The 13,710-nt window shown below is 63.9% G+C and carries 10 protein-coding genes; all 10 read right to left on the reverse strand.

Features of this window, described 5'->3' with window-relative positions; translation table 11 throughout:
* Nucleotides 1-153: 153 nt before the first annotated feature.
* The 10 genes from MF4836_RS01760 to MF4836_RS01805 all read right to left on the reverse strand — a co-directional run bounded on the left by MF4836_RS01760 (nucleotide 154) and on the right by MF4836_RS01805 (nucleotide 13,704).
* Nucleotides 154-2,109, reverse strand: coding sequence for an acetoacetate--CoA ligase (locus MF4836_RS01760; RefSeq protein ID WP_078468816.1), 1,956 nt, complete (start codon nucleotides 2,107-2,109; stop codon nucleotides 154-156).
* Nucleotides 2,110-2,310: 201 nt separating this feature from the next.
* Nucleotides 2,311-3,084: a 3-hydroxybutyrate dehydrogenase gene (gene hbdH / locus MF4836_RS01765; protein ID WP_078468817.1), complete on the reverse strand. Its 774-nt coding sequence runs from the start codon at nucleotides 3,082-3,084 to the stop codon at nucleotides 2,311-2,313.
* Nucleotides 3,085-3,091: 7 nt separating this feature from the next.
* Complete coding sequence (locus MF4836_RS01770) at nucleotides 3,092-4,483, reverse strand: GntP family permease (protein WP_078468818.1); 1,392 nt, start codon at nucleotides 4,481-4,483, stop codon at nucleotides 3,092-3,094.
* A gap of 330 nt (nucleotides 4,484-4,813) precedes the next feature.
* Nucleotides 4,814-6,232: a sigma-54 interaction domain-containing protein gene (locus MF4836_RS01775; RefSeq protein WP_078468819.1), complete on the reverse strand. Its 1,419-nt coding sequence runs from the start codon at nucleotides 6,230-6,232 to the stop codon at nucleotides 4,814-4,816.
* Between the two features lie 112 nt (nucleotides 6,233-6,344).
* Complete coding sequence (locus MF4836_RS01780; protein WP_078468820.1) at nucleotides 6,345-7,919, reverse strand: ABC transporter ATP-binding protein; 1,575 nt, start codon at nucleotides 7,917-7,919, stop codon at nucleotides 6,345-6,347.
* Between the two features lie 53 nt (nucleotides 7,920-7,972).
* On the reverse strand, nucleotides 7,973-8,995 hold the full coding sequence (locus MF4836_RS01785) for an ABC transporter permease (RefSeq protein WP_078468821.1): 1,023 nt from the start codon (nucleotides 8,993-8,995) through the stop codon (nucleotides 7,973-7,975).
* Nucleotides 8,995-10,056 (reverse strand): microcin C ABC transporter permease YejB, encoded by a 1,062-nt coding sequence (locus MF4836_RS01790; protein WP_078468822.1) that lies wholly within the window; start codon nucleotides 10,054-10,056, stop codon nucleotides 8,995-8,997. The genes MF4836_RS01785 and MF4836_RS01790 overlap by 1 nt, the downstream gene beginning before the upstream one ends.
* On the reverse strand, nucleotides 10,056-11,924 hold the full coding sequence (locus MF4836_RS01795; RefSeq protein ID WP_078468823.1) for an extracellular solute-binding protein: 1,869 nt from the start codon (nucleotides 11,922-11,924) through the stop codon (nucleotides 10,056-10,058). The genes MF4836_RS01790 and MF4836_RS01795 overlap by 1 nt, the downstream gene beginning before the upstream one ends.
* Before the next feature lie 136 nt (nucleotides 11,925-12,060).
* Entirely contained in the window at nucleotides 12,061-12,342 is a 282-nt protein-coding gene (locus MF4836_RS01800; protein WP_020295163.1) for a peptidylprolyl isomerase, read from the reverse strand.
* Nucleotides 12,343-12,624: 282 nt separating this feature from the next.
* Nucleotides 12,625-13,704: a 3-deoxy-7-phosphoheptulonate synthase gene (locus tag MF4836_RS01805; protein ID WP_078468824.1), complete on the reverse strand. Its 1,080-nt coding sequence runs from the start codon at nucleotides 13,702-13,704 to the stop codon at nucleotides 12,625-12,627.
* Nucleotides 13,705-13,710: the final 6 nt, after the last annotated feature.

Genomic DNA, 13,710 nt, shown 5'->3' on the forward strand with positions numbered 1-13,710 from the left:
GTATTTCACTCGTTTTTGCCTCGGATGACCAGTCTAGACAGGTTGCGCGGGATGACGACACCGGCAGAAAGCGTTTTTTGTGCGGGTTCAGGCGGCTCGGGCCAGGAGGTGATACACCTCTCTGGCCCGGCGGTTATCGATGGGCGTCAGGGGTCAGGTGGCCAGTTCCGCGCGGTCGCGAAACTGCTCCAGGGCCTCGGGGTTGGCCAGGGCATCGGTGTTTTTCACCGGCATGCCGTGCACCACGTTGCGCACGGCCAACTCGACGATCTTGCCGCTGATGGTGCGCGGGATGTCGCTGACCTGGAGGATCTTCGCCGGCACATGGCGCGGGGTGGTGTTGGCGCGGATCACCTGGCGGATCTGCTCTTGCAGCGCTGCATCGAGCTGCGCGCCGTCTTGCAGACGCACAAACAGCACCACGCGCACGTCGCCGTCCCACTGTTGGCCGATGGCCAGGCTTTCGCTGACCTGCTGCACTTTTTCCACTTGGCGGTAGATCTCCGCCGTGCCGATGCGCACGCCACCGGGGTTGAGCACCGCGTCCGAGCGGCCATGAATCAGCCAGCTGCCGTGGGCCAGTTGCTCAGCGTAGTCGCCCTGGGCCCAGACCCCGGGGAACTGACTGAAATACGAGGCCCGCAGTTTTTCCTGCTGCGGGTCGTTCCACAGGCCGATGGGCATGGCCGGGAAGTGGCGGGTGCAGACCAGCTCGCCCTTTTCGCCGATCACCGGCCGGCCCTGGTCATTCCACACCTCGATGGCCATGCCCAGGCTCTTGCCTTGCATCTCGCCACGGCGCACCGGCTGCAACGGGTTGCCGATGACAAAGCAGGAAACGATATCGGTGCCGCCCGACATCGAGGCCAGGCACAGCTCCTGTTTCAGTTCGCGGTACACGTAGTCGTAGCTTTGCGGCGACAGCGGCGAGCCGGTGCAGAGCAGGGTCTTGAGGCTGCCCAGGTCATGGCTGAGGCGCGGTTGCAGGCCGGCCTTTGCCAGGGCTGCGAGGTATTTGGGGCTGGTACCGAAAACACTGATGGCTTCCTGGTCGACCAGGTCCAGCAAGTGCTCGGGGCCGGGGTGGAACGGCGAGCCGTCATACAGCACCAGGCTTGCGCCCACCGCCAGGGCCGAGACCAGCCAGTTCCACATCATCCAGCCGCAGGTGGTGTAGTAGAACAGCACGTCGCCGGGGCCAAGGTCGGTGTTCAGGCCGTGCTCCTTGGCGTGTTGCAGGAGCACGCCGCCGGTGCTGTGGACGATGCACTTGGGCACGCCGGTGGTGCCGCTGGAATAGAGGATGTACAGCGGATGGGCGAAAGGCACGGCGACGAATTCAGGCGTGCCACCGGGGCGGTAGAAGGTGTCCCACAGCGCGACCTTGGCCGGGGTCTGGAAGTCTTCGACCCGGGCTTCGGGGCGCGCGTAGGGCACGATGATCAGCTGTTGCAGGGACGGCAGGCGTTCGAGGATCTCGTTGAGTTTGGCGCTCTGGTCGATGTCCTTGCCGGCGTAGCGGTAACCGGCGCAGGTGATCAGCACCTTGGGTTCGATCTGGCCAAAGCGGTCGATCACCCCCTGGGTGCCGAAGTCCGGCGAAGAGCAGGACCAGATCGCCCCGAGGCTGGTGGTGGCCAGCATGCCGACCAGGGTCTGCCAAGTGTTGGGCATGCACGCTGCCACCCGGTCGCCCAGGCCCACGCCGGCCGCGCGCAGGCTCTGTTGCAGGCCGGCGACATGGGCCGCCAGCTCGGCGTAGGTCAGTTGTTCGCGTTGCCCGTTCTCATTGATCGCCACCACGGCGACCCCGTTATCCCGGCGCTTGAGCAGGTGTTCGGCAAAGTTCAGCGTGGCCCCGGGAAACCATTCGGCGCTGGGCATCTGCGGGCCTTCGCGCAGTACGCACTCGGGCGGGTGCTCAAAGCGCACCTCGAAGAAGTCGACAATCGCCTGCCAGAAGTCCTGGCGCTGGTCGATGCTCCACTGGTGCAGGGACGGGTAATCGTCGAGGGCCAGGTCGTGGCGTTGATTGATAAAGCGGCGAAAGGCGTCGATGCGCGTCTTGCCGATGCGCTCGGCGCTGGGTTGCCAGAGAATGTCGGACATGCAAGGCCTCTGTTTCTTCTTATAGGGGGTGGTGCCGTATCGCGTTTGTGGCGAGGGAGCTTGCTCCCGCTGGGGCGCGAAGCGGCCCTGAAACCAGGCAACCGAGACTCAACGACAAAACGCGGTCGTCTGGTGTGCGACCGCTGCGCGGCCGAACGGGAGCAAGCTCCCTCGCCACAGAAAGAGGGAGCGCAGGCAGCGTTACTGCGCCAGCCACCCGCCATCGATGTTCCACGCCGCGCCGCGTACCTGGCTGCCGGCTTCGCTGCATAAAAATAGCACCAACTCACCCAGGTGAGCCGGGGTCACGAACTCCAGGGACGGCTGTTTTTCTGCCAGCAGGTCATGCTGCGCCTGTTGCGGATCGACGCCGCTGGCCGCGCGGTCGTCGATCTGTTTTTGCACCAGTGGCGTCAGCACCCAGCCGGGGCAGATGGCGTTGCAGGTGACGTTGCTGGTGGCGGTCTCCAGGCCCACCACCTTGGTCAGGCCGATCACCCCGTGCTTGGCCGCGACATAGGCGGCCTTGCCCACCGAACCCACCTGGCCGTGCACCGAGGCAATGTTGATGATTCGCCCCCAGCCCTTGGCGCGCATCCCCGGCAACCCCAGGCGCGTGCTGTGGAACACCGACGACAGGTTGATGGCGATGATCGAGTCCCAGCGCTCCACCGGGAATTCTTCCACCGCCGCCACGTGCTGGATCCCGGCGTTGTTGACCAGGATGTCGACGCCGCCGAACTCACGCTCGGCGTAGGCGAACATTTCGGCGATCTGCGCCGGGTCGCTGACGTCCGCCGGGTGGTGCCCGACCCGGGTGCCGAACTGCGCCACTTCGGCGATTACCTTCGACGCATCGCCGAAGCCGTTGAGGATCAGGTTGGCCCCGGCCTTGGCCAGGCCCAGGGCAATCCCCAGGCCGATGCCGCTGGTGGAGCCGGTCACAAGGGCGGTCTTGCCGGAAAGAGTGGTCATCAATACCTCACACAATGCCTGTGGCGTAGAAAGTGGCGATCACGACAAACACCGCCAGCGTCTTGATCAGCGTAATGCAGAAAATGTCTTTGTAGGCTTCGCGGTGGGTCAGCCCGGTCACCGCCAGCAGGGTGATCACTGCGCCGTTGTGGGGCAGGGTGTCCATACCGCCGCTGGCCATGGCAGCCACCCGGTGCAGCACTTCCAGCGGAATGTTGGCGGCGTGGGCCGCGCTGATAAAGCTCTCGGACATGGCCGCCAGAGCGATGCTCATGCCACCCGAGGCCGAACCGGTGATGCCGGCCAGCAGGGTCACGGTGATGGCTTCGTTGACCAGGGGGTTGGGGATGCTTTTCAGCCAGTCCGCCAGCACCAGGAAGCCCGGCAGGGAGGCGATCACTGCGCCAAAACCGTATTCCGAAGCGGTGTTCATGGCCGCCAGCAGCGCGCCGCTGACTGCGCTTTTGCTGCCTTCGGCCAGTTTGCTGCGAATCGCCGAAAAACCGAACGCCAGCACCATCAGGATGCCGATCAACAAGGCGGCCTGCACCGCCCAGATTGCCGTGAGTTTGGCGATCTCGGTGGTCACCGGCGCGCTCATGCCCGGCAGCGCCAGGCTGTGGGTCTTGCCGTACCACAGCGGGATCCAGTGGGTGAACAGCAGGTTCATGATGCCCACCATCAACAGCGGCGAGAGGGCGATCCAGGGGTTGGGCAGTTGGATGTCTTCGGCGGTTTCCGGCTCGTTGCGCAGCTCGGTGCCGTAGCCTTCACCGGCTTTCTGCGCCTTGTTGCGCTGGCGCTGGAGGAACAGCATGCCGGCGCAGAACACGAAGATGGTGCCGATCACCCCCAGCCACGGCGCGGCCCAGGCGGTGGTGTTGAAGAAGGTGCTGGGGATGATGTTCTGGATCTGCGGCGTGCCGGGCAGGGCGTCCATGGTGAAGGAAAACGCGCCCAGGGCGATGGTGGCCGGGATCAGGCGCTTGGGGATGTTGCTCTGGCGGAACATCTCGGCGGCGAACGGGTAGACCGCAAACACCACCACAAACAGCGAAACGCCGCCGTAGGTCAGCAGGGCGCACACCAGCACGATCACCAGCATGGCCTGGCGGGTGCCCAGGAGGCGGATGGCTGCCGCGACGATGGATCGGGAAAAGCCCGACAGCTCGATCAGCTTGCCGAACACCGCGCCCAGCAGAAACACCGGGAAGTAGAGTTTGATAAAGCCGACCATCTTCTCCATGAACACCCCGGTAAAGGCGGGCGCCACGGCGGACGGGTCGGTCAGCAGCACCGCACCGAGGGCGGCAATGGGGGCAAACAGGATGACGCTGTAGCCACGGTAGGCAGCCAGCATCAGCAGCGCCAGGGCTGCCAGGGCAATGATCACACTCATGGTGTGTCTCTCCAGAGTTGTTATTTTTGTGGGGTGTTGCGTGTGGAGAGGCATATAGCGAGAACTGTGCCATTTACATAACATGTTGAAACATAAGGATATTTTTATAATTTTCGGCGATGAAGCCTGAGCTGGTCTCTGGTTAGAGACAGTGTGGCGAGGGAGCTTGCTCCCGCTGGACCGGGCTGGCGCTCCAGTGCGCAGCACTCCCCAGACCAGCGGGTCATCAGAAAGACCGCGATGGCGGGGTTTGGGGCCGCGGGGCGGCCCAGCGGGAGCAAGCTCCCTCGCCACAAGGGCGGTTGTCTCTTGATCGGGACTTTTGTCTCGTTATTGAGACTCGGCAATTCCCAGCGCTGCCATCTTTTTGTACAAGGTCGAGCGTCCCAACCCCAGGCGCCGGGCCGCTTCATCCACCTTGCCGGCGCATTGCGCCAGGGTGTTGCTGATCAGTTGCCGATCGAACCGTTCCCGGGCGGCGGCAAAGGTTTCCTGGGGTTGCGCCTCGATCATCTGCGGGACGGCATCCCGTGGCAGCGGGCTGAAGTTGCCGATGGCCGCCCGAATATCCCCGGCATTGAGCATCAGTTTGTCGCTCAGCAGCGCCGCCCGTTCCAGCACATTGCGCAACTCGCGAATATTGCCCGGCCAGCCATGCTGACCCAGCAGGGCTAGCGCCTCGCGGTCCAGTTCATGCTGGCTGCGCAGTTCTTCGAGAATGCCTTCGCTCAGGGCCGGCAGATCGTCCAGACGCTCGCGCAGGGCGGGCACCTGGATCGGCAGCACATTGAGCCGGTAATAGAGGTCGGCGCGAAATTCGCCACGCTTGATGGCGGCCTCGAGGTCGGTGGAGGTGGCGGCGATGATCCGCACATCACTCTGGATCACCTCATTGGAGCCCACCGGTTCGAATTCCTTTTCCTGCAACACCCGCAGCAGCTTGCTTTGCAGGGGCAGGGGCATGTCGCCGATTTCATCGAGGAACAGGGTGCCGCCCTGGGCGATCTGCAATTTGCCGGAGCGGCCCTTGCGGTCGGCGCCGGTGAAGGCCCCGGGGGCGGTGCCGAAGAACTCCGCTTCCAGCAGGGCTTCGGGGATGGCGGCGCTGTTGATGCTGACAAAGGCCTTGTGCGCTCGCGGCGAGGCAGCGTGGATGGCCTGGGCCAGCAGTTCTTTGCCGGTGCCGGTTTCACCCAGCAGCAACACCGGGGAGTCGGCGCTTGCGCTGCGCCGGGCGCGGCGCTTGACCTCAAGGCTGGCGGCGCTGGTGCCGATGAAGTGGGCGAAGTTGTACTTGGTCTGCCGCGAGCGCAGCAGGGAGCGGGTCGAGGCCAGCTCTTCCTGCATGCTCAGGTAGCGCTTGAGCATGGGCGACAGGCTGCGCAGCTCATCGAACAGGGCAAAGCCGATGGCGCCGATCACGCTGCCGGCGGCGTCGTGGATCGGCAGGCGCATCACCACCAGCGGCTCCTTGGGGGTGTCTTGCATGTCCAGCAGGATCGGGCGCCCTGTGCGCACCACCTCCCGCAACAGGCTGCCGGGGATCACGCTTTCGCAGGCCTTGCCGATGGCGAAGGCGGCTGATTCCAGGCCAAAACGCCGGGCATAACGCTCGTTCATCCACACGATATTGGCGTCGCGGTCGACAATCACCGTGCCCTCGCTGGACTGCTCGATGATCTCGAACAGCGAACGGATCGCCAATTGGCGCACCCGCTGGTAATCCTTGAGGTTTTCGCTGTCGTTCATGCTGGCATCCAGAAAATGTGCGCCCGGGATTATGCCCGATGATTCAAACCCTGTAGTCGCTGCCTCGTGCCTCGGTAGCGGCTGCAGCAACCCTCTTGTAGTTGTGGGGCAATTATCCGGGCTGCGCAGCAGCCAGCAGTTCCTGGGTGTACGGGTGCTGGGGAGCTTCGAACACCTCGTGGCTGGGGCCTTGTTCGACGACTTTGCCGTCCTTGATCACGATCATGTCGTGGGCCAGGGCGCGGACCACGGCCAGGTCGTGGCTGATAAACAGGTAGGTCAGGCCGTGTTTTTCCTGCAAGTGGCGCAGCAGCGCCACCACTTGCTTTTGCACCGTGCGGTCCAGGGCCGAGGTCGGTTCGTCGAGCAGGATCAGCGCCGGTTTCAATACCAGGGCGCGGGCGATGGCAATGCGCTGGCGCTGGCCGCCGGAAAACTCGTGGGGGTAGCGATGGCGGCTGGCGGGGTCCAGGCCGACCTCCTGCAGCACCTGGATCACCTGCGCTTCGCATTGCCTGGCGGTCGACTGGCTGTGCACCTCCAGCCCTTCGCTGATGATCTGCGCCACCGACATCCGTGGGCTCAGGCTGCCGAAGGGGTCTTGGAACACCACCTGCATCTGCTTGCGCCACGGCCGCAGTTGTTTCTGGGTCAGGCCATCCAGCGCCTGGCCCTGGAAGCGAATGCCACCCTGGGAGTCCAGCAGCCGCAAAATCGCCTGGCCCAGGGTCGATTTGCCCGAGCCCGACTCGCCGACAATCCCCAGGGTCTTGCCTTGCTGCACGCTAAGGCTGATGCCATCCACCGCCCGCAGGTAGTGCTTGCGGCGCAGCAGGCCGCCACCGATCTGGAAGTCGACCCTCAGGTTGTCCACCTCCAGCACCGTTTCCCGAGCATCGAGGCACAGCGCTTCGCCCTCAGGTTCGGCGTTGAGCAACTCGCAGCTGTAAGGATGAGTCGGCGCGCTGAACAGGGTTTCGCAGTCGGCCTGTTCGACGATTTCCCCGGCCTTCATCACGCACACCCGCTGGGCGATGCGTCGCACCAGGTTGAGGTCGTGGCTGATCAGCAGCAGGGACATGCCCAGGCGCTGTTGCAGGGATTTGAGCAGCAGCAGGATCTTGCGCTGCACCGTCACATCGAGGGCGGTGGTGGGTTCGTCGGCGATCAGCAGTTCCGGCTCGCAGGCCAGGGCCATGGCGATCATCACCCGCTGGCGCTGGCCGCCGGAAAGCTGGTGCGGGTAGGCCTTGAGCCGTTCCTGGGGTTTTTGAATGCCCACCAGCTCCAGCAGTTCGAGGATTCGCGCCTGGGCCTGTTTGCCTCCCAGGCCCTTGTGCAGCAGCAGGGTTTCGCCGATCTGTTTCTCGATGCTGTGCAGCGGGTTGAGGGAGGTCATGGGCTCCTGGAAGATCATCGCAATGCGATTGCCTCGCAGCTTTTGCAGGGTGGCGGGCTCGGCGCCCAGCAGCTCCTGGCCCCGATAACGCACGCTGCCGGAGCTGCTGCAACCGGTCTGCGGCAGCAGTTGCAGGATCGAGTGGGCGGTCACCGACTTGCCCGAGCCGGACTCGCCGACCAGGGCCAGGCACTCACCGGGGCGGATGTCCAGGCTCAGGTCGCGGACCACCGTCTGCTCGCCGAAGGCGACATTCAGGTGGCGGATTTCGATCAGGTTGTCAGTCATTGCTACAGTCCGCTTCATAAACGTGGATCACGATCGGGGATCAAGATCGTGGATCAAGATCGGGGATCAAAGGCATCGCGCAACGCCTCGCCGATAAACACCAGCAGCGACAGAATCAGCGCCAGGGTGAAAAACGCCGTCAGCCCCAGCCACGGCGCCTGCAGGTTCTGCTTGCCCTGGCCGATCAGCTCGCCCAGGGACGCGCTGCCGGCGGGCATGCCGAAGCCGAGGAAGTCCAGGGCGGTGAGGGTGGAAATGGCGCCGGTCAGAATAAAGGGCAGGTAGCTCAAGGTGGCGTTCATGGCGTTGGGCAGGATGTGCCGCACGATCACCTTGCGATCGGTCAGGCCCAGGGCCCGCGCGGCCTTGACGTACTCCAGGTTGCGCCCGCGCAGGAACTCGGCGCGCACCACGTCGACCAGGGCCAGCCAGGAGAACAGCGCCATGATCCCCAGCAGCCACCAGAAATTGGGCTCGACGAACCCCGAGAGGATGATCAGCAGGTACAGCACCGGCAGCCCCGACCAGACCTCCAGCAAACGCTGGCCCAAGAGGTCGACCCAGCCGCCGTAATAGCCTTGCAGGGCGCCGGCGGCGATACCGATCAGGGCGCTGATGGCGGTCAGGGCCAGGGCGAACAGGATCGACACCCGCGCGCCATAAATCACCCGCGCCAGCACATCGCGAGACTGGTCGTCGGTGCCCAGCCAGTTGACCTTGCTTGGCGGGCTCGGGGCCGGCTGGGTCAGGTCGTAGTTGGGCGTGTCTTCACTGAACGGGATCGGCGGGAACAGCATCCAGCCGCCATCCTTGCGGATCAGTTGCTGCACGTAGTCACTGCGGTAGTCGGCCTGGAACGGCAACTGGCCGCCGAATTCCTGCTCGGTGTAGCGCTTGAACGCGGGGAAGTACAACGAGCCCTGGTAGCTGACCACCAGCGGCTTGTCATTGGCGATCAGCTCGCCGCCCAGGGTCAGGATAAACAGGCCGATAAACAGCCACAGCGACCACCAGCCACGGCGGTTTTTCTTGAAACGGTCGAAGCGCCGGCGCGCCAAAGGAGAAAGCGTGAGCATCAGGCGTTCCTCGCGGCGAAGTCGATACGCGGGTCGACCAGGGTGTAGCACAGGTCGCCGATGAGTTTTATCAGCAGGCCGAAGAGGGTGAAGATAAACAGCGAGCCGAACACCACCGGGTAATCACGGGACACCGCCGCCTCGTAGCTCATGCGTCCCAGGCCATCGAGGGAGAAGATCACCTCGATCAGCAACGAGCCGGCGAAGAACACGCTGATAAAGGCCTGGGGAATGCCCGAGACCACCAGCAGCATGGCGTTGCGGAACACATGACCGTACAGCACCCGGCGTTCGCTCAGGCCCTTGGCCCGGGCGGTGACCACGTACTGGCGGGTGATTTCGTTGAGGAATGAGTTCTTGGTGAGGATGGTCAGGGTGGCGAAACCGCCGATCACCAGGGACGTCACCGGCAGCACCAGGTGCCAGAAGTAGTCGGCGACCTTGCCCAGGGTGCTCAGCTGTTCGAAGTTGTCCGAGACCAGGCCACGCACCGGGAACCAGTTCAGCGAGGTGCCGCCGGCGAACAGCACGATCAGGAACATGGCGAACAGGAACGCCGGCATCGCATAGCCGATGATGATCGCGGTGCTGCTCCAGATGTCGAAATGGCTGCCGTGGTGCACCGCCTTGCGAATCCCCAGGGGAATCGACACCAGGTAGGTGATCAGGGTCGCCCAGAGGCCGAGGGAGATGGTCACCGGCATTTTTTCCAGGATCAGGTCAGTGACCGTGGCGCCACGGAAGAAGCTCTTGCCGAAATCCAGGTGCGCGTAGTTCTTGAGCATCAGCCACAGGCGTTCGTGGGCCGGTTTGTCGAAGCCGTATTGCTTCTCGATGTCCTGGATCAGTTTCGGGTCGAGGCCGCGGCTGGCCCGGGAGCTGCCGCTGCTCATGTCGCCGGAACCGCCGACGCTGCCACCGCCGCCAATCCCCTGCATGCGCGCAATGGCCTGTTCCACTGGGCCGCCCGGCGCGGCCTGGATGATGACGAAATTCACCAGGAGGATGATCAGCAGGGTCGGAATGATCAGCAGCAGGCGCCGCAGAATGTAGCCCAGCATCAGTGTCGCCCTCCGGATTTGCCACGGCGGATCAGCTCGGCGGCCATCTGTTCATTGGTCAGTGCGGTGCTGCTGACTTCCCACCAGCTTTCGATGGCTTCGTCATTGCTGGCGGGCACTGCCGGGATGCCGAAGCGGTTCCACCACACGGTGGAGGTTCCTGGCGGGTAGTAGTTGGGGATCCAGTAGTAGTTCCACTGCAGCACCCGATCCAGGGCATGGGCGTAGCGCAGCATCTCCGGCTGGCTGGTGGCTTTCACCAGGCCATTGACCAGGGTGTCGACGGCCGGATTCTTGAGCACCATGTAGTTGTTGGAGCCGGCGTCCTTGGCCGCTGCGGAGCCGAAATAGTTGAACAGCTCCATGCCCGGCGACGTGGTCACCGGGTAGCCGGTGACGATCATGTCGTAGTCACGGGCCATCAGGCGGTTGACGTATTGCGAAGGGTCGATGCGGCGGATGTTCAAGGTGATGCCGATCTGCGCCAGGTTGCGTTTGTAGGGCAGCAGCAGGCGTTCGATGGAGTTCTGGGTGATGAGGAAAGTGAAGCTCAGGGGCTCGCCGTCGGCGTTGACCAGGGTGTCGCCTTCGGCCTTCCACCCCGCCTGTTCGAGCAGGGCCAGGGCTTGCAGCTGCTTGTCGCGGATCACTCCGCTGCCATCGGTCTTGGGCGCCTCGAAGACCTGGGTGAAGACTTCATCGGGGATCTGCCCGCGTAGGGGCTCGAGGATTTTCAGTTCTTCGGCGTCCGGCAGGCTGCGGGCAGCGAGCGCGGTGTTGGAGAAGAAACTCTGCTGGCGGATGTACATGTTGCGCATCATCTGCCGGTTGCTCCATTCGTAGTCCCAGAGCATGGCCAGGGCCTGGCGTACGCGGCGGTCCTGGAACATCGGTTTATCCAGGTTGAACACATAGCCCTGGGCTATTTGTGGCGCCGATTTTGCGAGGTGGGCCTTTTGCAGGCGGCCGTCGCTCAGGGGCGGGCTTTCGTAGCCGACGGAATAGCCGGTGGCAGAGAATTCGCGGTTGTAGTCGTAGGCGCCGCCGCGCAGGACCTGGCGCGCGACGTCGATGTCGCCGAAGTATTCGACGCTGAAGCGGTCGAAATTGTACAGGCCGCGGCTCACCGGCAGGTCCTTGCCCCACCAGGCAGGGTTGCGGACGAAGGTGATGCTGCGCCCGGAGTCGACCTTGTCGACCCGATACGGACCGCTGCCCAGGGGCGCGTCATAGCCACCGCCGTTGGCGAAGTCGCGACTCTTCCACCAGTGTTCGGGGAACACCGGCAGGGTCGCGATATCCAGGGGCAGGGTGCGGTTTTCATTGCTCTTGAAGTCGAAACGGATCACTCGCGGCGATTCCACTTCGACGTTTTTGACATCCTCGAACTGGGTGCGATAGCGCAGGCTGCCCTGGGTCATCAGCAGGTCGTAGCTGTAGCGCACGTCTTCGGCGGTGATCGGCGTGTTGTCGGCGAAGCGCGCCTTGGGGTTGAGGTAGAAACGCAGCCACAAGCCATCTTCGGCGCGCTCCATCTTCTCGGCCACCAGGCCATATACGGTGTAGGGCTCATCCAGCGAGCGCTGGGCCAAGGGCGAATAGACCATCCCGTCGAGCTGGGACACGCCAATGCCTTTGTCTATATAAGGCAGGACATGGTCGAAACGGCCGATTTCCAGCGCCGAGCGGCGCATGCTGCCACCCTTGGGGGCTTGCGGATTGGCGTAGGCGAAGTGGCTGAAGCCTTCGGGGTACTTGGCCGGTTCGCCGTAGACGGTCAGGGCGTGTTGCGGTGCGGCACTGGCACCTGCGGCGCCCAGCATCAGCGTCAGGGCGGTGAACATCACGGTGGGGAAAAACAGTCGCATTGTCAGCCTTACGAGCCGGGTGATCGAAGAGCATGATTTGTACGCTAGCGGCGCCTCGCTTGCCAGCCGCAAGCCATCTCCCAAACACAACGGCCCACCAAAAGGCGGGCCGTCATGGACACAAATCGCGACAGGATCAGTCCTGGCGGCTGGTCACTTCCAGCAGGTGGTAACCGAACTGGGTTTTCACCGGGCCTTGCACGACATTGATCGGGGCGCTGAACACCACGGTGTCGAATTCCTTGACCATCTGGCCAGGGCCGAACGAGCCCAGGTTGCCGCCATCACGGCTGGATGGGCAGGTGGAGTTCTTTTTCGCGACTTCGGCGAAGTCTGCGCCGGCTTCGATTTCGGATTTCAGTGCGTTGCACTTGGCTTCGTCGGCAACGAGGATGTGACGGGCAGTGGCTTTGGCCATGGGGAGTTGCTCCTTTCAAGAAAGTGGAGAGCCTACCGGATTCAGGTGGCTATTTCTCGTCAAAGTTCCTTCAACTCGTTACCGTCGCGACCGCTGGCCAACCCTTGCAGCCAATCGTTCCGGCAACGAAGACGCGACCTGTAGCCACTGCCGATAGGCTCGGGCCGCGTTCGGACGCTGTCCGGGACAGGCGCCGCATTAACCCGAGAGTATTGGGTTGTCTGTAAGGGCCAGCGCAACCTGGCGGCAGCGGCTACGGTGCTGTCGCCGCTGCGCGGGCTGTCAGGCGGACGCCGGCAGCGTCCGCAATTGTTGCGCGGCGTTGCGCAGCAAGTCTTCGGTGGCGTCCCAGCCCAGGCAGCCGTCGGTCACCGATACGCCGTAGCGCATCGAGGGGCTCAGGGGCTGGCAGCCTTCGAACAGGTGGCTCTCCAGCATCACCCCGACCAGCGAGCGGTCGCCATGCAGGCGCTGTTGCAGCACATCATTGAACACTGCCGGTTGGCGCAGCGGGTCTTTGCCGCTGTTGGCGTGGCTGCAATCGACCATGATCCGCGCCGGGATCTTCAACTTCTGCAGCTCGTGCTGCACCTGGGTCACATGCGCGCGGTCGTAGTTCGGCCCGCGGTGGCCGCCGCGCAGCACCAGGTGGGTGTCCGGGTTGCCTGGGGTCTGGATGATGGCCGGGTGGCCCTGGCTGTCGACACCGAAATGGCGATGGGGGTGCGCCGCTGATCGCATGGCGTCGCAGGCGATGCCGACCCCGCCGTCGGTGCCATTCTTGAAGCCCACCGGCATTGCCAGGCCGCTGGCCATCTCGCGGTGGATCTGCGATTCGGTGGTGCGTGCGCCAATCGCCACCCAGCTCAGCAGATCATCGAAGTAGCCGGCAGCCATCGGTTGCAACAGTTCGGTGGCAATCGGCAGGCCCAGCTCGAGCATCTGCCGCATCAGCTCGCGGGACAGGGTCAGGCCGCCGGCCATGTCGTCGCTGCCGTTCAAGTGCGGGTCGTAGGCCAGGCCTTTCCAGCCGACCGTGGTTCGGGGTTTTTCGACGTAGGCACGCATCACCAGCAGCAGGTCGTCGCTGACTTCGGCTGCCAGGCGGGCCAGATGGGTGGCGTATTCAATAGCGGACTGTGGGTCATGGATCGAGCAGGGCCCGACGACTACCAGCAAACGGGAGTCTTCACCGTTGAGAATGTTGCGCACCGCTTGGCGATGGGTGGCGACTTGCTGTTGCAAGGCAGCGCTGAGGGGCAGTTGCTGCTTGAGGGCAAGCGAGCTGGGCAGGCGCTGGGTCAGGGCTTCGTTGGCAGAAGACAGGGTGGACAGCGGCAGGGCAGAGACGGACGAGTTCATGTTCAA

This window comes from Pseudomonas sp. MF4836 (genome assembly GCF_002018875.1).
Classification (GTDB): Bacteria; Pseudomonadota; Gammaproteobacteria; order Pseudomonadales; family Pseudomonadaceae; genus Aquipseudomonas.

Bases quoted from the DNA above. Each gene is read 5' to 3' on its own strand.
- MF4836_RS01760 (WP_078468816.1), bottom strand. From the start codon at position 2,109: ATGTCCGACATTCTCTGGCAACCCAGCGCCGAGCGCATCGGCAAGACG.
- hbdH (WP_078468817.1), bottom strand. From the start codon at position 3,084: ATGACCACTCTTTCCGGCAAGACCGCCCTTGTGACCGGCTCCACCAGC.
- MF4836_RS01770 (WP_078468818.1), bottom strand. From the start codon at position 4,483: ATGAGTGTGATCATTGCCCTGGCAGCCCTGGCGCTGCTGATGCTGGCT.
- MF4836_RS01775 (WP_078468819.1), bottom strand. From the start codon at position 6,232: ATGAACGACAGCGAAAACCTCAAGGATTACCAGCGGGTGCGCCAATTG.
- MF4836_RS01780 (WP_078468820.1), bottom strand. From the start codon at position 7,919: ATGACTGACAACCTGATCGAAATCCGCCACCTGAATGTCGCCTTCGGC.
- MF4836_RS01785 (WP_078468821.1), bottom strand. From the start codon at position 8,995: ATGCTCACGCTTTCTCCTTTGGCGCGCCGGCGCTTCGACCGTTTCAAG.
- MF4836_RS01790 (WP_078468822.1), bottom strand. From the start codon at position 10,056: ATGCTGGGCTACATTCTGCGGCGCCTGCTGCTGATCATTCCGACCCTG.
- MF4836_RS01795 (WP_078468823.1), bottom strand. From the start codon at position 11,924: ATGCGACTGTTTTTCCCCACCGTGATGTTCACCGCCCTGACGCTGATG.
- MF4836_RS01800 (WP_020295163.1), bottom strand. From the start codon at position 12,342: ATGGCCAAAGCCACTGCCCGTCACATCCTCGTTGCCGACGAAGCCAAG.
- MF4836_RS01805 (WP_078468824.1), bottom strand. From the start codon at position 13,704: ATGAACTCGTCCGTCTCTGCCCTGCCGCTGTCCACCCTGTCTTCTGCC.